Genomic DNA, 17,511 nt, shown 5'->3' on the forward strand with positions numbered 1-17,511 from the left:
TACCGTTGACTAAAGGTCGCCAGTGGCGATAAGTTTTCTCTTTATTGACGCCACAATAGATACAATCCATGACCGATACGCTGAAGGATATTCCTGTTTTTGTGGCCGCCGTTGAGGCGGGAAGTTTTGCGCAGGCCGCCATTCGTCTGCATTTGTCACGCTCGGCGGTCGGAAAAAGCATCGCTCGCCTTGAACAACGGCTGGGGGTACGTCTTTTTCAGCGCACCACCCGCAGCCAGAGTCTGACCGATAACGGCGCCCTTTTTTATGAACGCTGCCTGCGCGCGCTGGAGGAAATCCGTGGCGCGGAATCGCTGTTTGAAACGGGGAAACAGCAGGTCAGCGGTCGCCTGCGCGTTGCCATGCCGGTGCTGTTTGGTCGCCAGTGCGTCGCCCCGCTGCTGATAGCGCTGGCGCAAGAACACCCCGGGCTTGAACTGGAAATGTCATTCAGCGACCGCGTGGTGGATCTCGTCGAGGAAGGGTTTGATATGGCGGTGCGTAACGGCACGCTTCAGGACAGCAGCGTGCTGGTCGCCAGAAAGCTGGGAGAACACCGCATGGTGCTGTGCGCAGCGCCGGAGTATCTGCTGAAGAAAGGCCAGCCACAAAGCGTTAATGATTTATCCCAGCATACGGCCATCAACTATTTGAGCGCAGGCAGAGTGTTGTCCTGGCAGCTGATGGATAACGAAGGAACGTCGCACACCTTTACACCCCGATCGTCGCTCAATATGGATGATTTGCAGGCGATCTGCGACGCTGCGCTGGCCGGACACGGCATTGCATGGCTGCCCTGCTGGATGGTCGTCAAAGATATTCACCAGGGTAAACTCGTCCCGCTCCTGAAGCAGGCACCGGATGTGCATTTCAACGTTCATGCCGTGTGGCAGCAGACACCGCATCTGCCGCTGAGGGTAAGAATAGCGATAGATACACTGGCGAGCCGTTTACCATCCGTGATGTCGCTGGATATGCCTGCGCCCACAAAAAAGCCGCGCTAAAAGCGCGGCCAGTTATCGTGCGGTATAACGACGATTAAATATCGATGTTTGCCGCTTTCAGGGCGTTCTCTTCGATGAAGGCACGACGTGGTTCAACCGCATCGCCCATCAGGGTCGTGAACAGCTGGTCCGCGGCTATCGCGTCCTTAACGGTGACGCGCAGCATGCGGCGGCTTTCCGGATCCATGGTGGTTTCCCACAGCTGGTCCGGGTTCATTTCGCCCAGACCTTTATAGCGCTGGATCGCAAGACCACGACGGGACTCTTTCACCAGCCAGTCCAGCGCCTGCTCGAAGCTGGCTACCGGCTGACGACGTTCGCCACGTTCGATGAACGCATCGTCCTCGATCAGGCCACGCAGCGTCTCGCCGAGCGTGCAGATACGACGGTATTCCGGACCGGTCACAAACTCGTGCTCCAGCGGATAGTCGGTGTCAACGCCGTGGGTACGCACGCGAACGATCGGCTCGAACTGCTGATCGGCGTTCTGCTGAATATCACATTTCCACTGGCTGCCGTGCTGCTCTTTTTCGTTCAGATCGGTCACCAGGGCGTTCACCCAGCGGGTTACGGTCTGCTCGTTACTCAGATCGGCTTCGGTCAGGGTCGGCTGATAAACCAGCTCCTTCAGCAGCGTTTTCGGATAGCGGCGTTCCATACGCGTAATCATTTTCTGCGTAGCGTTGAACTCGGACACCAGACGCTCCAGCGGCTCGCCGGCCAGTGCAGGCGCGTGCGAGTTCGCATGCAGGGTTGCGCCATCAAGGGCGATTGCGATTTGGTACTGATCCATCGCTTCGTCGTCTTTAATGTACTGTTCCTGCTTGCCTTTCTTCACCTTGTACAGCGGCGGCTGTGCAATGTAGACGTGGCCACGCTCAACGATTTCAGGCATCTGACGATAGAAGAAGGTCAACAGCAGCGTACGAATGTGCGAGCCGTCGACGTCCGCATCGGTCATGATGATGATGCTGTGGTAGCGCAGTTTGTCCGGGTTGTACTCATCACGGCCGATGCCGCAGCCCAGCGCGGTGATGAGCGTCGCCACTTCCTGAGAAGAGAGCATCTTGTCGAAACGGGCTTTCTCAACGTTGAGGATTTTACCCTTCAGCGGCAGGATAGCCTGGTTCTTACGGTTACGGCCCTGCTTCGCAGAACCGCCCGCGGAGTCCCCTTCCACGAGATACAGTTCGGACAGCGCCGGGTCACGTTCCTGGCAGTCAGCCAGTTTGCCCGGCAGGCCTGCTAAGTCCAGCGCGCCTTTACGACGGGTCATTTCACGGGCTTTACGCGCCGCTTCACGGGCACGCGCCGCATCGATAATTTTACCCACAACGATTTTCGCGTCGGACGGGTTTTCCAGCAGGTATTCGCTCAGCAGTTCGTTCATCTGCTGTTCAACCGCCGATTTCACCTCAGAAGAGACCAGCTTGTCTTTGGTCTGAGAGGAGAACTTCGGATCCGGCACCTTCACGGAGACAACGGCAATCAGGCCTTCACGGGCATCATCACCGGTGGCGCTGACTTTCGCTTTCTTGCTGTAGCCTTCTTTGTCCATGTAGGCGTTCAGGGTACGGGTCATCGCCGCACGGAAGCCTGCAAGGTGCGTACCGCCGTCACGCTGTGGAATGTTGTTGGTGAAGCAGTAGATGTTTTCCTGGAAACCGTCGTTCCACTGCAGCGCCACTTCCACGCCGATACCGTCTTTTTCGGTGGAGAAATAGAAGATATTAGGGTGAATTGGCGTTTTGTTCTTGTTCAGATACTCAACGAACGCCTTGATACCGCCTTCGTAGTGGAAGTGGTCTTCTTTGCCGTCACGCTTGTCGCGCAGGCGAATAGAGACGCCGGAGTTCAGGAACGACAGTTCGCGCAGGCGTTTCGCCAGGATGTCGTACTCGAATTCGGTGACGTTGGTGAAGGTTTCGAGGCTCGGCCAGAAACGCACCATGGTACCGGTTTTATCGGTATCGCCGGTAACGGCCAGCGGTGCCTGCGGCACGCCGTGCGTATAGAGCTGACGGTGGATTTTGCCTTCGCGCTGGATAACCAGCTCCAGCTTCTGCGACAGGGCGTTAACAACGGAGACGCCTACGCCGTGCAGGCCGCCGGAAACTTTATAGGAGTTATCGTCAAACTTACCGCCTGCGTGCAGCACGGTCATGATCACTTCCGCAGCAGAGACGCCCTCTTCCGGGTGAATACCGGTTGGGATGCCACGACCATCATCGGTGACGGAGACGGAGTTGTCCGCATGGATGGTGACCACGATGTCTTTACAGTGACCCGCGAGCGCTTCGTCGATAGCGTTATCTACCACCTCGAATACCATGTGGTGCAGACCGGTGCCGTCATCCGTGTCGCCGATATACATACCCGGGCGCTTACGCACCGCATCCAGCCCTTTCAGGACTTTGATACTGGAGGAGTCATAAGAATTCGACATCAACGTTTCTCGCTCATTTCAACTTGGGTTAATCCGTTATTTTACCCTTTTCCACGGTAAACATCTTCGAATTTTCGTCCGACATGTCTATAACGTGTTCAGCGCTAATGGCGCTGACGAAAACCTGCGACTGCGTGGCTTTTAAGCGGCTGGCAAGCAGCCCGCGCCGCGCGTCGTCAAGTTCCGAGGCAAAATCATCTATCAGGTACAGGCAGCGTCTTCCGCTCTCGCGGGTGAGAAACTCTCCCTGTGCCAGGCGCAGCGCACACATCAGGAGCTTGAGCTGCCCGCGCGACAGCGTGTCTTCCACCGGTGCACCGTCGGCACGAATGCGGAAATCCGCCTTGTGCGGGCCGTGCGCGGTATAGGTCAACATGCGGTCGCGCTCGAAGCTTCTCTCTAACACCTCGGCATAATCCGTCTCTTTCTCCCAGCCGCGCTGGAAGGAGAAGGTGAGAGAGAACTCGGGTAAAAACTGTTTGCAGGTGTCGGCCATGTCTTCGGCGATACCTGCGCTGTATTCGGCACGCCAGTTGCTGATTTGTTCCGCGAGAGGGATTAACTCCATGTCCCACGGACGCAGCTGGGCGTAACGGGTAACCTGGCGCAGTGCAGCGTTACGCTGCTTGAGCAGACGCTTCAGGTTGCTCCAGGCGTTAAAGAAACCGGCTTCGTTGTGAAAGCATCCCCAGTCGAGGAACGCTCTTCTGTATTTGGGGCCGCCGTTGAGTAAAGTAAACCCCTCCGGCGTAATCAGCTGCATTGGCATCAGCAGCGCCAGTTCCGCCACTTTATGGCCGTCGGTGCCGTCGATGCGCACCTTACTGTCGCCCTGCTTGTCTTTGGTCAGGCCGATAGCGGTTTCCCGCTCCGCCCCCTGCAAACGCCCGTGCAGGACAAAGGATTCCTGCTCGTGGCGAATGACGCGACCAATCTGCAAACTGCGAAACGCCCGGCCGTGGCCGAGCGTATAGATGGCCTCAAGCACGCTGGTTTTGCCGCTGCCGTTTGCGCCAACCAGGAAGTTAAAGCCAGGGGATAAAGCGAGATCCGCGCTTTCGATATTGCGAAAGTCGCGGATCAACAGACGGGTGAGCGACATTACAGTCTCATTGGCATAACAACATAGGCAGCCGACTGTGATGCGGCATCTTCAATCTGTACGCTTGAAACGGAGTCGGTCAGCAGAATGCGCACGTTTTCACATTTCAGCGCATTCAGCACATCCAGTACGTAGCTGACGTTAAAGCCGATTTCCATCTCAGCGCCGGCGTAGGTGACGTCCAGAATCTCTTCTGCCTCTTCCTGCTCCGGGTTGTTAGCGGTGATTTTGATCTGGTTTTCACTCACGTACAGGCGCACGCCGCGGAATTTCTCGTTGGAGAGAATGGCCGCACGGGCAAAGGCCTGCTTGAGGCTATCGCAGCCCGCTTCCAGCGTTTTGTCCGGATTCTTCGGCAATACGCGGCGATAATCCGGGAAACGACCGTCAACCAGCTTCGAAGTGAAGACAAAATCGCCCACGTGTGCGCGGATGTTATTGCTGCCGATCTGCACGCGCAGCGGCGTGTCGCCGCCGTCGAGCATACGCATCAGTTCAATCACCCCTTTACGCGGCACGATCACCGAATGGTTTGGCAGCGCGTCGCCAATCGGCATAGAACAGACCGCCAGACGGTGGCCGTCGGTGGCTACGGTACGCAGCTCTTCACCTTCGGTTTCGAACAGCATGCCGTTTAAGTAGTAACGGACGTCCTGATGCGCCATGGAGAACTGCGTGGCTTCAATCAGACGCTTCATCGTCGCCTGCGGCAGGGTGAATTCAACTTCGCTCTGCCAGTCGTCCAGGTTCGGGAAGTCCGCAGCAGGCAGCGTGGAGAGCGAGAAACGGCTGCGGCCAGAACGCACCAGCATACGGTCGCCTTCCAGCTGCACGGCGATTTCAGCGCCTTCCGGCAGCCCGCGGCAGATATCAAAGAATTTACGTGCCGGAACCGTGGTCGCGCCCGCGTCGTGCGGCTGCGTCAGCGTAACGCGCGCGATCATTTCCATTTCCAGATCTGTACCGGTCAGCGACAGCGTACCGTCCGCGACCTGAAGCAGCAGGTTTCCGAGAATAGGCAGCGTTGGGCGGCCACCTAATGGGCCACTCACCTGTTGCAGCGGTTTTAATAAATGTTCACGTTCAACGGTAAATTTCATAGCGTCACGATGATAATGTTCTGATTAAATTGGAAAAATCTTCTTTTATGTCGTGGCTTTCTTCGCGTAACTGCTCAATCTTACGACAAGCGTGCAGCACGGTCGTATGGTCACGGCCACCAAACGCATCTCCGATTTCCGGCAGACTGTGGTTGGTTAACTCCTTTGCCAGCGCCATCGCCATCTGACGCGGACGCGCCACCGAGCGGGAACGACGTTTAGACAGTAAATCTGCCACTTTGATCTTGTAGTACTCAGCCACCGTCTTTTGAATATTGTCGATAGTGACCAGTTTTTCCTGCAATGCCAGCAAATCGCGCAGCGCTTCACGCACAAAATCGATGGTGATCGCACGACCGGTGAAGTTGGCATTGGCGATAACGCGGTTCAGTGCCCCTTCCAGCTCACGCACGTTGGAGCGCAGACGCTTGGCAATGAAGAACGCCACTTCGCCCGGCAGGCGAATGTCGTTTTCATCGGCTTTCTTCATCAGGATCGCGACGCGGGTTTCCAGCTCCGGTGGCTCGATCGCCACCGTCAGGCCCCAGCCGAAGCGGGATTTCAGACGATCTTCAACGCCGTTGATCTCTTTTGGATAACGATCCGAGGTCAAAATGATCTGCTGATTGCCTTCCAGCAGGGCATTGAAGGTGTGGAAAAACTCTTCCTGCGATCGTTCTTTATTCGCAAAGAACTGGATGTCATCGATGAGCAGCGCGTCAACGGAACGATAGTAGCGTTTAAACTCTTCGATCGCATTGTTTTGCAGGGCTTTTACCATGTCCTGAACGAAGCGTTCGGAGTGCATATACACCACTTTGGCATTGGGCTTGCGCGCCATAATGCCGTTACCCACCGCATGCAGCAGGTGCGTTTTACCCAGACCCGTGCCGCCATAAAGGAACAGCGGGTTGTAGGCCCCACCGGGGTTATCAGCAACCTGACGAGCCGCCGCGCGCGCCAGCTGGTTCGACTTACCTTCAACGAAGTTATCGAACGTGTGTTTCACGTTAACGTTAGAGCGGTAGGTTGGCTCAGCCGGTGCGGGGACATTATCCCAGCCCTGACGAGCGGGTGCGACGCGAGGGGCCGGAGCAGGCGCGGCCTGAGCAGGCGCTGCTACGTTCACGGTTTCACGAACGGTTTGGGTGACCGGCTTTGTGCCCACTTCAAAGCGCAGCTGCGGGGCATCTGACCCGCAGAAATCGTTCAGCAGTCCATTGATGTTATTAAGGTACTTGTCCCTTACCCAATCGAGCACAAAACGGTTTGGCGCATACAAAGCCAGCGTGTTATCGCTCAGTTCCGCCTGCAACGGGCGGATCCACATACTGAATTCTGTGGCTGGTAACTCATCCTGCAATCGGGCAAGACACTGCTGCCAAAGCGAAAGTGACACGGCGGACTCCACTCGAACAATAAAAGAAAACTATTGAATATTCATGATTGTTGGCGCACATCGACATGACCCAATGAGGGTGATGTGCGAACCGCTATCTGCGGTTATACCCGGCCAGGATCGCTGGATCCCGATCGGGACCGCGGATCATAGCCTAAACTGAGCCAGAGATCTTCTGTTTCTCACAGATTCTTCCCGATTTATCCACAGGAAGATCCGGAACCGGATAAGTGTAAACGATCCTGGCGCCAGTGCCCCACGATTTAGTCCGCATATTGGAAAAATTAATGAGCACAGACAATTTATTGCTTAAATGATCTAACGAAGATCCGGGACGATCCTTGCGCTTTGTTGGCGAGGCCGTATAATCCTCGACCCGGCGCGTGATGCTCATCTTCCTGCGTCGTCCGTTGCTCATTTTCCACGCGAAAACGTGCGGAAATACGCGGGAAATAAGGAAAGAGAATTGACTCCGGAGTGTACAATTATTACAATCCGGCCTCTTTAATCACCCACGCTGAGGCGTTAGTCGTTCGAAACTCGTTCGGGTATACGCAAAAGTCAGTGAATTTATTCAAGTTTAGGTAGAAATCGCCATGAAACGCACTTTTCAACCGTCTGTACTGAAGCGCAACCGTTCTCACGGCTTCCGTGCTCGTATGGCTACTAAAAATGGTCGTCAGGTTCTGGCACGTCGTCGTGCTAAAGGCCGCGCTCGTCTGACCGTTTCCAAGTAATAAAGCTAACCCCTGAGTGGTTAAGCTAGCATTTCCCAGGGAGTTACGTTTGTTAACTCCCGCTCATTTCACTTTCGTCTTCCAGCAGCCACTACGGGCTGGCACGCCGCAAATCACCATCCTCGGCCGCCAAAATTCGCTGGGGCATCCCCGCATCGGTCTCACAGTCGCCAAGAAAAATGTTAAGCGTGCGCATGAACGCAATCGGATTAAACGTCTGACGCGTGAAAGCTTCCGTTTACGTCAGCACGAACTGCCTTCAATGGATTTCGTGGTGGTGGCTAAAAAAGGGGTTGCCGACCTCGATAACCGTGCTCTCTCGGAAGCGTTGGAAAATTATGGCGCCGCCACTGTCGCCTGGCTCACGGGTCCTGATAGCCCTCATTCGGGTCTATCAACGCCTGATTAGTCCGCTACTCGGGCCGCACTGCCGTTTCACACCAACATGCTCAAGCTACGGAATTGAGGCATTGCGCAGGTTTGGAGTGATAAAAGGCAGTTGGTTGACGGTGAAACGCGTATTAAAATGCCACCCTTTACACCCCGGTGGAGACGACCCCGTCCCTCCAGGACCCTTTGATACCAGAGAACACTAACGATGGATTCGCAACGCAATCTTCTTATCATCGCTTTGTTGTTCGTGTCTTTCATGATCTGGCAGGCATGGGAGCAGGATAAAAATCCTCAACCCCAGCAGCAGACCACGCAGACTACGACCACCGCAGCGGGTAGCGCCGCCGACCAGGGCGTACCGGCCAGTGGCCAGGGGAAACAGATTACGGTTAAGACCGATGTGCTTGAGCTGACAATCAACACCCGTGGTGGTGATGTTGAGCAGGCGCTGCTGTTGACCTACCCGAAAGAGCTGAAGTCTAACGAACCGTTCCAGTTACTGGAAACCACGCCTGAGTTTATCTACCAGGCGCAGAGCGGCCTGACCGGTCGTGATGGCCCGGATAACCCGGCTAACGGTGCGCGTCCACTGTATACCGTCGATAGCGACACCTTTGTGCTGGCTGATGGCCAGAACGAACTCGCGATCCCGATGACGTACACCGACGCCGCAGGCAACACCTTCACTAAAACCTTCACCCTGAAGCGCGGTGAATATGCGGTGAACGTGGGCTACAGCGTACAGAACGCCAGTGCGAAACCGCTGGAGCTGTCGACCTTTGGCCAGCTGAAGCAGTCCATCAATCTGCCGTCTCACCGTGACACCGGAAGCAGCAACTTTGCGCTGCATACCTTCCGTGGCGCGGCATACTCCACGCCAGACGCGAAGTATGAGAAATACAAATTCGACACCATTGCGGATAACGAAAACCTGAACGTTAGTTCCAAAGGCGGTTGGGTTGCGATGCTGCAACAGTATTTCGCAACGGCCTGGATCCCAAACAACGACGGTACGAATAACTTCTATACCGCGAACCTGGGCAACGGTCTTGCAGCCATCGGCTACAAATCTCAGCCGGTTCTGGTTCAGCCGGGTCAAACCGGTAAGATGGCAAGCACCCTGTGGGTCGGCCCGGAAATTCAGGACAAAATGGCCGCTGTTGCGCCGCACCTGGATCTGACCGTCGATTACGGTTGGTTGTGGTTCATCTCTCAGCCGCTGTTTAAGCTGCTGAAGTTCATCCACAGCTTCCTGGGTAACTGGGGCTTCTCCATCATCGTTATCACCTTCATCGTTCGTGGCATCATGTACCCGCTGACTAAAGCGCAGTACACCTCCATGGCGAAGATGCGTATGCTGCAGCCGAAGATTGCGGCGATGCGTGAGCGTCTGGGCGATGACAAACAGCGTCAGAGCCAGGAAATGATGGCCCTGTATAAAGCAGAGAAAGTAAACCCACTGGGTGGCTGCTTCCCGCTGCTGATTCAGATGCCAATCTTCCTTGCGCTGTACTACATGCTGATGGGTTCCGTTGAGCTGCGCCACGCGCCGTTCGCCCTGTGGATCCATGACCTGTCCGCACAGGACCCGTACTACATCCTGCCGATCCTGATGGGCGTGACGATGTTCTTCATCCAGAAGATGTCGCCGACCACCGTGACCGACCCGATGCAGCAGAAGATCATGACCTTTATGCCGGTCATCTTCACCGTGTTCTTCCTGTGGTTCCCGTCAGGTCTGGTGCTGTACTATATCGTCAGCAACCTGGTGACCATCATCCAGCAGCAGCTGATTTACCGTGGTCTGGAAAAACGTGGCCTGCATAGCCGCGAAAAGAAAAAGTCCTGATTCGGTAAGTTAACGCTAAAATAAGGGCGGTCGATTGACCGCCTTTTTTATTTGTATTGAACGAGACCAACCATGAGCCATAACGACACTATCGTCGCCCAGGCAACCCCACCGGGACGCGGTGGTGTAGGCATTCTGCGCATCTCCGGCCTGAAGGCGCGCGAGGTGGCCGAAGCAGTGCTGGGTAAACTGCCAAAGCCGCGCTACGCTGATTACCTGCCGTTTAAAGATACCGACGGCACGCCGCTGGACCAGGGCATTGCGCTGTGGTTCCCCGGCCCGAACTCCTTTACCGGCGAAGATGTGCTGGAGCTGCAGGGCCACGGCGGCCCGGTTATCCTCGACCTGCTGTTAAAACGTATTCTGACCCTGCCTGGCCTGCGCATTGCGAAGCCGGGCGAGTTCTCCGAGCGTGCCTTCCTCAACGACAAGCTCGACCTGGCGCAGGCAGAAGCGATTGCAGACCTGATCGACGCCAGCTCGGAACAGGCGGCCCGCTCCGCCCTGAACTCGCTGCAGGGCGCATTCTCCGCGCGCGTAAATCACCTTGTGGAAGCACTCACTCACCTGCGAATCTACGTGGAAGCGGCTATCGACTTCCCGGACGAGGAGATTGACTTCCTCTCTGACGGTAAAATCGAAGCGCAGCTCAACCAGGTGATGGCCGATCTCGACGCCGTTCGCGCCGAAGCGCGTCAGGGCAGCCTGCTGCGCGAAGGGATGAAGGTTGTCATTGCTGGTCGCCCTAACGCCGGGAAATCGAGCCTGCTGAACGCCCTGGCGGGCCGTGAAGCGGCGATCGTCACCGATATTGCCGGCACCACCCGCGACGTGCTGCGCGAGCATATCCACATCGACGGCATGCCGCTGCATATCATTGATACCGCCGGCCTGCGCGATGCCAGCGACGAGGTTGAACGCATCGGTATCGAACGCGCCTGGCAGGAGATCGAGCAGGCTGACCGCGTGCTGTTTATGGTGGACGGCACCACCACCGACGCTGTTGACCCGGCTGAGATCTGGCCAGACTTTATCGCCCGTCTACCGGCGAAACTGCCCATCACCGTGGTGCGTAATAAAGCGGACGTCACCGGCGAAACGCTGGGAATCAGCGATGTGAACGGTCACTCACTGATTCGCCTGTCGGCGCGTACCGGTGAAGGCGTTGACGACCTGCGCAACCATCTCAAGCAGAGCATGGGCTTTGATACCAGCATGGAAGGCGGTTTCCTCGCGCGTCGTCGTCACCTGCAGGCGCTGGAAGAGGCGGCAAACCACCTTGTTCAGGGTAAAGCGCAGCTGATCGGCGCGTGGGCGGGCGAACTGCTGGCGGAAGAGCTGCGTCTGGCGCAGCAGAATCTGAGCGAGATCACCGGGGAGTTTACGTCGGACGATCTGCTGGGACGAATTTTCTCGAGCTTCTGTATCGGTAAGTAAGGCCCGCTCATTGATGGTGATTTCCTCCTGGGAAATCACCATTGTCCAAATGGCAACTCGCCTAATCCCTTTTCACCCCCTATCCTGCATGCCTGCATCTATGGGGGGTTTATGGCGCGTTATCTGTTTTGTAGTTTCGCATTAGTTCTGCTTTATCCGTCCGGCATTGATATGTATCTGGTGGGATTGCCGCACATCGCCCGCGATCTGGGCGCCAGCGAGGCGCAGCTGCACATCGCGTTTTCGGCCTACCTCGCGGGGATGGCGTCGTCGATGGTGTTTGCCGGGAAGATCGCGGATAAGGCAGGCCGTCAGCCCGTCGCGATAACCGGCGCCATCATTTTTGCCCTTGCCTCTCTGCTCTGCTCACAGGCGCAAAGCAGCACCGTGTTCCTGGCCGGACGATTTATCCAGGGCATTGGCGCCGGTGGCTGCTACGTCGTCGCTTTTGCCATTTTGCGCGACACCTTAAGCGCCCAGCGTCGCGCTAAGGTGCTTTCGATGCTGAACGGTATTACCTGCATCATCCCGGTGCTGGCCCCGGTCGTGGGATATCTGATTATGCTGAAATTCCCGTGGCAGAGCCTGTTCTGGACCATGGCGGCGATGGGCGCGCTGGTGTTTATCCTGTCCATCGCCGTGCTGAAAGAGACCCACCCGGGCTCGCAGAATACCGGTCATACCGCAACCATTCACCCAGCCGAGAAGCTGCTTAACCGCTTTTTCCTCAGTCGTCTGGCCGTGACCACGTTAAGCGTGGCGGTAATCCTGACCTATGTAAACGTTTCCCCGGTTTTACTGATGGAAACCATGGGCTTCGATCGGGGTGAGTATTCAACGGTGATGGCATTAACCGCCATGGTCAGTATGGCGGTCTCGTTCTCCACCCCGTTTGCGCTAAATGTTTTTAGCCAGCGCACGCTGATGCTGACCTCACAGGTTTTATTCCTCACTGCTGGCGCGATCCTGGCAACCACCAGCTCGCATGCGGTGATGCTGGCGGGTATTACCCTTATTTGTGCCGGGTTCTCGGTTGGCTTTGGCGTGGCGATGAGTCAGGCGCTTGGCCCCTTCTCGCTGCGGGCAGGCGTGGCAAGCTCGGTGCTGGGAATTGCGCAGGTCTGCGGATCGTCGCTGTGGATTTGGCTGGCGGCGGTCATCGGGCTTAACGCGCTGAATATGCTGATCGGGGTTCTGATTGGCTGTAGCATACTGTGCATCACCTTACTTATGGTCATCCAGCCCGCGGCGCATTATGAAGAAGCCCATCAGCAGTCTCGATCTTAATCTCCTGCTTTGCCTGCAGCTTTTGCTGCAGGAGCGCAGCGTCACCAAAGCGGCGAAGCGGATGAACGTGACGCCGTCTGCGGTGAGTAAATCGCTGGCCAAGCTGCGTGACTGGTTTGACGACCCGCTGTTTGTCAAAACGCCGTTGGGGCTGCTGCCGACCCCGCTGACGGTAAGCCTCGAGCAGGATTTGGCTGACTGGATGCAAATCGGCAACCAGATCCTCGATAAATTCCATCATGATTCCCCGGGCGGGCTAACGTTCGTGCTGGCCGCCGAAACGCCGTTGATGCTGATCCGCTTTAATGCCCTGCTGGAGCAGGTGAACCAGCGCTATCCGCAGGCTACGGTGAAGATGCGTCACTGGGATTATGACTCGCTGGACGCCATTACGCGTGGAGAGGTGGATCTGGGATTCACCGGACGCGAAACGCACCCGCGCTCGCGTGAATTGCTGAAGCTAATGCCGTGGTTCATCGACTATGAGATCCTGTTCAGCGACCGTCCGTGCGTGTATCTACGTGAGGATCACCCCGCGCTACAGGACGAATGGAACCTCGAAACCTTCCTGCGCTACCCGCACATCAGCATCTTCTGGGAACGCAGCGACACCTGGGCACTGGACGAAGTGCTAAAGGAGATGGGTCGGGAGAGAAACATTGCCATGAGCGTGCCGGGCTTTGAGCAGTCGATGTTTATGGCAGCGCAGCCCGGTCACAACTATATCGCCACGGCTCCGCACTACTGCCATCACTACAATCAACTCCACCAGCGGAAGCTGATCGCGCTTCCTATTCCCATTGACGAAGCGCAGGCTGAAAAGCTAACCGTTCCCTTCACGCTGATCTGGCATAAACGGAACAGCCATAATCCGAAAATCCTCTGGCTGCGGGAAACCATCAAGGCGCTGTACGGTGCCAGCGATCCAATTTTTGCCTAAGAAAATGTAAAGTTCGGTTCTGAGGCTTCTCTTACTCCCATTTACTGATTAAAACAGGAGTCAAGTTAAGCGATAATCATGTAACCGTTTAACCGATTACGACCATTATCAAGGAGCGAAAAATGGCTACGCACTTTGCAAGAGGGATACTTACGGAAGGACGTCTCGTATCGGCAAGAATTTCTTCAGCCTGTCACAGTGAAGCACTCACTCTCCCGGAACACCGCAGAACGCGGTTTTTAGCGTCCAGAGCGCTTCTCGCAGAACTGCTGTTTATGCTGTACGGCACCAGCGAGCTGCCGGACATCATTACCCAACCCGAAGGCCGCCCGGTCTTTGCCGACCCGGATCTCCCTCGTTTTTCGATTGCCTACGCGGGCAATATCATTGGCGTCGCGCTGACCACCGAAGGGGATTGTGGGCTGGATATGGAACTTCAGCGCGCGACGCGCAGCTTCCATGGCGGTAATGCGCATGAAGACTATCCGCTCTCCAGCAATGAGAAGCTGTGGGTACGCAACCAGAACGATCCTGTCGAAGCCAGAGCCCAGCTCATTACCTTGCGCCAGAGCATTCGCAAGCTCTGTGGATGCGCCTCAGACGACGCCAGCCTGCTGCAGCTGCTTCCAGGCTCCGGACGTCTGCGTGCCACTCAGGCCACGCTGGTAGAGGCGCTCAGCGACGCAGAGGATGTGCTCATTTGGTCCATTGCGGTTACCCCCGCCATCGAACGCATGAAAATCTGGGAATTTGACAGCCAACAGGGATGGCGTAGCCTTCCTGATGTGCCCGAGCGCGCCAACGAGCCCGCCGCACGCCTGATGCGTTTAACCAGTTTACCGGCAGAAAAAGCATTCACCCTTAGCTGATCCAATCAGGGTCATCATGATGAAACAGGAGTAATCATGTCTGATACGTTGAAAGTAGTTACGTTACTGGGAAGCCTGCGCAAAGGTTCATTTAACGGGATGGTTGCCCGCACGCTGCCACAGCTGGCACCGACAGGAATGGAAATTAACGCCCTGCCGTCTATTGGAGATATTCCGCTGTATGACGCTGACGTACAGCAGGAAGAGGGTTTCCCGCAAAGCGTTGAGGCGCTGGCAGAGCAGATCCGCCAGGCTGACGGCGTGGTCATCGTCACGCCGGAGTATAACTATTCGGTTCCGGGTGGCCTGAAGAATGCCATCGACTGGCTGTCCCGCTTACCTGAGCAGCCGCTGTCAGGCAAACCGGTGCTGATCCAGACCAGCTCAATGGGCGCGATTGGCGGCGCGCGCTGCCAGTATCATCTGCGCCAGATCCTGGTATTCCTGGATGCGATGGTCATGAACAAGCCGGAATTTATGGGTGGTGTGATTCAGAACAAGGTCGACCCGCAAACGGGTGAAGTGGTGGATCAGAGCACGCGCGATCATCTGTCTGGCCAGCTGACGGCGTTTGGGGATTATATTAAGCGGGTGAAGGCGTAAGCTTATTGCGGCCTGATGCCCTCACCCTAACCCTCTCCCACAGGGAGAGGGAACTTTGCCCGTAGGTCAGGTAAGCGAAGCGCCACCTGACACCACCAGCATCTTAGTGTGCATCAATAAACACAATCTTCAGCACAAACAGCAGCGCCACAACGATGACGCACGGGCTGAGGTCGCGGAAGCGGCCGGTACCGATCTTCATTACGCAGTAAGAGATAAAGCCCAGCGCGATACCTTCGGTAATCGAGAAGCTGAACGGCATCATCACGGCGGTAATAAACGCCGGCACCGCTTCGGTTAAATCATCCCACTTCACGCGTGACAGGCTGGAGGTCATCAGCACACCCACATAGATCAGCGCGCCGGCTGCCGCATACGGTGGAACCATACCCGCCAGCGGAGAGAGGAAGATCACCAGCAGGAACAGAATACCCACGACCACCGCCGTCAGGCCGGTACGGCCGCCCACGGACACGCCGGAAGACGATTCAATGTACGCGGTAACGGACGAGGTTCCGATAAAAGCACCGGTCACAGAGGATACACTGTCCACAAACAGCGCCTGCTTCATGCGCGGGAATTTGCCTTTTTCATCCGCCAGACCCGCTTTGTCGGTCACGCCAATCAGCGTGCCGGAGGAGTCAAACAGGTTGACCAGCATGAAGGAGAAAATCACGCCCGCCAGGCCCAGGTTCAGGGAACCCGCCAGATCGACGTGACCAATCACGGTAGAAACGCTCGGTGGCGCGGAGACGATACCGTTATAGTGAACGTCGCCCAGCATCCAGCCCAGCAGGGTGGTGACCACGATGGACACCAGCACCGCCGCGTGAATATTACGGGAAGCCAGGATAGCGATGATAAAGAAGCCCAGCACGCCCAGCAGCACGTTATGAGAGGTCAGGTGACCGATGCTCACCAGCGTATCCGGGTTCGCCACGATAACGCCGGCGTTTTTCAGCCCCATCATACCGATGAACAGACCGATACCGCTGGTGATGCCCACGCGCAGGCTCACGGGAATGTTCGCAATCATCCAGTAACGTACGCGGAAAATGGTCAGCAGCAGCAGGCCAACCGCGCCCCAGAAGATGGCGCCCATGCCAACCTGCCACGGCAGCCCCATCGCCTGAACAACCACGAACGCGAAGAACGCATTCAGGCCCATTGCCGGTGCCAGCGCAACCGGCAGGTTAGCGAATATACCCATCAGGATGCTGCCAAGGGCCGCAATCAGGCAGGTGGTCACGAAGACGGCGCTGGTATCCATGCCAGCGACGCCCAGAATTTGAGGGTTCACAAAAACGATATAGACCATCGTCAGGAAGGTGGTGAAACCAGCGATCACTTCGGTGCGTGCCGTTGTGCCGTGCTCGCGCAGTTTAAAAACGCGCTCAAGCAGACCCTGACCAGATGTCTGGGTAGTGTGTTGTTGACTCATCATCAATTCCGAACAAGGAGGGAAAATTCGTCGCTATCCTATACCAAAATGCGACAATAGTGGCGGTTACGTGATACTTTTTTCATTGATTTTGCTTATACGGCAACGATTGCGTGCCGGCGAACTGCCGTACGTAAACGTTAAACTTGTTAAAAGGGAAAGGCATGTCCGGAATTGAAGCGGTATTTTTCGACTGCGACGGTACGCTGGTCGACAGTGAGGTCATTTGTTCCCGCGCGTATGTCACCATGTTCCAGGAATTTGGCATTACGCTGGAACTCGAAGAGGTGTTTAAACGCTTTAAGGGCGTAAAGCTCTACGAGATCATCGACATCATTAACGAAGAACACGGTGTGGATCTGGCGAAAGCGGATCTGGAACCGGTGTACCGCGCCGAGGTCGCACGCCTGTTCGACTCCGAGCTGGAAGTTATCTCCGGGGCTAACGCGTTGCTGGATGCGATGACGGTGCCAGTCTGCGTCGTCTCTAATGGCCCGGTCAGCAAAATGCAGCACTCGCTGGGCAAGCTTGAGATGTTGCACCATTTCCCGGAAAAACTGTTCAGCGGCTACGATATCCAGCGCTGGAAGCCAGACCCGGCGCTGATGTTCCATGCGGCAAAAGCGATGAACGTCAACGTAGAGAACTGTATTCTGGTGGATGACTCGTCTGCGGGCGCGCAGTCGGGGATTGATGCGGGGATGGAGGTGTTTTACTTCTGCGCCGACCCGCACAACAAGCCGATCGATCATCCCAACGTGACGACCTTTACCGATCTGGCGCAGCTGCCAGCGCTGTGGAAGGCGCGCGGGTGGGATATTACTCGCTGAGTTTTCCCCTCACCCCGACCCTCTCCCCAGGGGAGAGGGAGAAAACCGAATTGTCCCCTCTCCCTGTGGGAGAG

At 56.3% G+C, this 17,511-nt stretch carries 15 protein-coding genes and 1 pseudogene; 11 read left to right on the forward strand and 5 right to left on the reverse strand.

Annotated elements, in window-relative coordinates; all coding sequences use genetic code 11:
- Positions 1 to 68 precede the first annotated feature (68 nt).
- Positions 69 to 1,004: a LysR substrate-binding domain-containing protein gene (locus ACZ6J2_RS20455; protein ID WP_471726550.1), complete on the forward strand. Its 936-nt coding sequence runs from the start codon at positions 69 to 71 to the stop codon at positions 1,002 to 1,004.
- Positions 1,005 to 1,038: 34 nt separating this feature from the next.
- Here ACZ6J2_RS20455 and gyrB read toward each other — a convergent pair whose 3' ends face one another.
- The 4 genes from gyrB to dnaA are packed head-to-tail and all read right to left on the reverse strand — an operon-like array spanning position 1,039 to position 7,051.
- On the reverse strand, positions 1,039 to 3,450 hold the full coding sequence (gene gyrB / locus ACZ6J2_RS20460) for a DNA topoisomerase (ATP-hydrolyzing) subunit B (protein WP_471726551.1): 2,412 nt from the start codon (positions 3,448 to 3,450) through the stop codon (positions 1,039 to 1,041).
- 28 nt (positions 3,451 to 3,478) lie between these two features.
- Positions 3,479 to 4,552, reverse strand: coding sequence for a DNA replication/repair protein RecF (recF, locus tag ACZ6J2_RS20465; RefSeq protein ID WP_023309805.1), 1,074 nt, complete (start codon positions 4,550 to 4,552; stop codon positions 3,479 to 3,481).
- Positions 4,552 to 5,652 carry a DNA polymerase III subunit beta gene (gene dnaN, locus ACZ6J2_RS20470; protein WP_014830028.1) on the reverse strand — a complete coding sequence of 367 codons (1,101 nt, stop codon included), beginning with the start codon at positions 5,650 to 5,652 and terminating at the stop codon, positions 4,552 to 4,554. The genes recF and dnaN overlap by 1 nt, the downstream gene beginning before the upstream one ends.
- A 4-nt stretch (positions 5,653 to 5,656) precedes the next feature.
- Positions 5,657 to 7,051 (reverse strand): chromosomal replication initiator protein DnaA, encoded by a 1,395-nt coding sequence (gene dnaA / locus ACZ6J2_RS20475; RefSeq protein ID WP_010426558.1) that lies wholly within the window; start codon positions 7,049 to 7,051, stop codon positions 5,657 to 5,659.
- Positions 7,052 to 7,647: 596 nt separating this feature from the next.
- Here dnaA and rpmH point away from each other — a divergent pair.
- The 9 genes and pseudogenes from rpmH (at position 7,648) to ACZ6J2_RS20520 (ending at position 15,166) form a co-directional block, all read left to right on the forward strand.
- Positions 7,648 to 7,788 carry a 50S ribosomal protein L34 gene (gene rpmH / locus ACZ6J2_RS20480; RefSeq protein WP_000831330.1) on the forward strand — a complete coding sequence of 47 codons (141 nt, stop codon included), beginning with the start codon at positions 7,648 to 7,650 and terminating at the stop codon, positions 7,786 to 7,788.
- A 16-nt stretch (positions 7,789 to 7,804) separates the two neighbouring features.
- A pseudogene (gene rnpA / locus ACZ6J2_RS20485) lies at positions 7,805 to 8,163 on the forward strand (ribonuclease P protein component).
- On the forward strand, positions 8,127 to 8,384 hold the full coding sequence (gene yidD, locus ACZ6J2_RS20490) for a membrane protein insertion efficiency factor YidD (protein ID WP_001307474.1): 258 nt from the start codon (positions 8,127 to 8,129) through the stop codon (positions 8,382 to 8,384). Before rnpA ends, yidD begins: the two are co-directional and overlap by 37 nt.
- A gap of 2 nt (positions 8,385 to 8,386) precedes the next feature.
- Positions 8,387 to 10,030 (forward strand): membrane protein insertase YidC, encoded by a 1,644-nt coding sequence (yidC, locus tag ACZ6J2_RS20495; RefSeq protein WP_048976508.1) that lies wholly within the window; start codon positions 8,387 to 8,389, stop codon positions 10,028 to 10,030.
- A gap of 72 nt (positions 10,031 to 10,102) precedes the next feature.
- On the forward strand, positions 10,103 to 11,467 hold the full coding sequence (gene mnmE, locus ACZ6J2_RS20500) for a tRNA uridine-5-carboxymethylaminomethyl(34) synthesis GTPase MnmE (RefSeq protein WP_021242672.1): 1,365 nt from the start codon (positions 10,103 to 10,105) through the stop codon (positions 11,465 to 11,467).
- Between the two features lie 111 nt (positions 11,468 to 11,578).
- Positions 11,579 to 12,754, forward strand: coding sequence for an MdtL family multidrug efflux MFS transporter (locus ACZ6J2_RS20505; protein ID WP_471726552.1), 1,176 nt, complete (start codon positions 11,579 to 11,581; stop codon positions 12,752 to 12,754).
- Positions 12,723 to 13,694 (forward strand): HTH-type transcriptional regulator YidZ, encoded by a 972-nt coding sequence (yidZ, locus tag ACZ6J2_RS20510; protein WP_029741480.1) that lies wholly within the window; start codon positions 12,723 to 12,725, stop codon positions 13,692 to 13,694. The genes ACZ6J2_RS20505 and yidZ overlap by 32 nt, the downstream gene beginning before the upstream one ends.
- A 122-nt stretch (positions 13,695 to 13,816) precedes the next feature.
- Positions 13,817 to 14,563 (forward strand): 4'-phosphopantetheinyl transferase family protein, encoded by a 747-nt coding sequence (locus ACZ6J2_RS20515; protein ID WP_063145549.1) that lies wholly within the window; start codon positions 13,817 to 13,819, stop codon positions 14,561 to 14,563.
- A gap of 36 nt (positions 14,564 to 14,599) precedes the next feature.
- On the forward strand, positions 14,600 to 15,166 hold the full coding sequence (locus tag ACZ6J2_RS20520) for an NADPH-dependent FMN reductase (RefSeq protein ID WP_224979761.1): 567 nt from the start codon (positions 14,600 to 14,602) through the stop codon (positions 15,164 to 15,166).
- 103 nt (positions 15,167 to 15,269) lie between these two features.
- Here the strand turns inward: ACZ6J2_RS20520 and adeP are convergent, their stop codons facing one another.
- Positions 15,270 to 16,607, reverse strand: a complete 1,338-nt coding sequence (gene adeP / locus ACZ6J2_RS20525) for an adenine permease AdeP (RefSeq protein ID WP_471726559.1) — start codon at positions 16,605 to 16,607, stop codon at positions 15,270 to 15,272.
- A gap of 164 nt (positions 16,608 to 16,771) precedes the next feature.
- On the opposite strand from adeP, the gene yieH reads away from it, so the two are divergent.
- Entirely contained in the window at positions 16,772 to 17,437 is a 666-nt protein-coding gene (gene yieH, locus ACZ6J2_RS20530; protein ID WP_045888256.1) for a 6-phosphogluconate phosphatase, read from the forward strand.
- The last annotated feature ends 74 nt before the right edge of the window (positions 17,438 to 17,511 follow it).

It is taken from the genome of Enterobacter sp. E14S (assembly GCF_055666685.1).

Bases quoted from the DNA above. Each gene is read 5' to 3' on its own strand.
- ACZ6J2_RS20455 (WP_471726550.1), top strand. From the start codon at position 69: ATGACCGATACGCTGAAGGATATTCCTGTTTTTGTGGCCGCCGTTGAG.
- gyrB (WP_471726551.1), bottom strand. From the start codon at position 3,450: ATGTCGAATTCTTATGACTCCTCCAGTATCAAAGTCCTGAAAGGGCTG.
- recF (WP_023309805.1), bottom strand. From the start codon at position 4,552: ATGTCGCTCACCCGTCTGTTGATCCGCGACTTTCGCAATATCGAAAGC.
- dnaN (WP_014830028.1), bottom strand. From the start codon at position 5,652: ATGAAATTTACCGTTGAACGTGAACATTTATTAAAACCGCTGCAACAG.
- rpmH (WP_000831330.1), top strand. From the start codon at position 7,648: ATGAAACGCACTTTTCAACCGTCTGTACTGAAGCGCAACCGTTCTCAC.
- yidD (WP_001307474.1), top strand. From the start codon at position 8,127: ATGGCGCCGCCACTGTCGCCTGGCTCACGGGTCCTGATAGCCCTCATT.
- yidC (WP_048976508.1), top strand. From the start codon at position 8,387: ATGGATTCGCAACGCAATCTTCTTATCATCGCTTTGTTGTTCGTGTCT.
- mnmE (WP_021242672.1), top strand. From the start codon at position 10,103: ATGAGCCATAACGACACTATCGTCGCCCAGGCAACCCCACCGGGACGC.
- ACZ6J2_RS20505 (WP_471726552.1), top strand. From the start codon at position 11,579: ATGGCGCGTTATCTGTTTTGTAGTTTCGCATTAGTTCTGCTTTATCCG.
- yidZ (WP_029741480.1), top strand. From the start codon at position 12,723: ATGAAGAAGCCCATCAGCAGTCTCGATCTTAATCTCCTGCTTTGCCTG.
- ACZ6J2_RS20515 (WP_063145549.1), top strand. From the start codon at position 13,817: ATGGCTACGCACTTTGCAAGAGGGATACTTACGGAAGGACGTCTCGTA.
- ACZ6J2_RS20520 (WP_224979761.1), top strand. From the start codon at position 14,600: ATGTCTGATACGTTGAAAGTAGTTACGTTACTGGGAAGCCTGCGCAAA.
- adeP (WP_471726559.1), bottom strand. From the start codon at position 16,607: ATGAGTCAACAACACACTACCCAGACATCTGGTCAGGGTCTGCTTGAG.
- yieH (WP_045888256.1), top strand. From the start codon at position 16,772: ATGTCCGGAATTGAAGCGGTATTTTTCGACTGCGACGGTACGCTGGTC.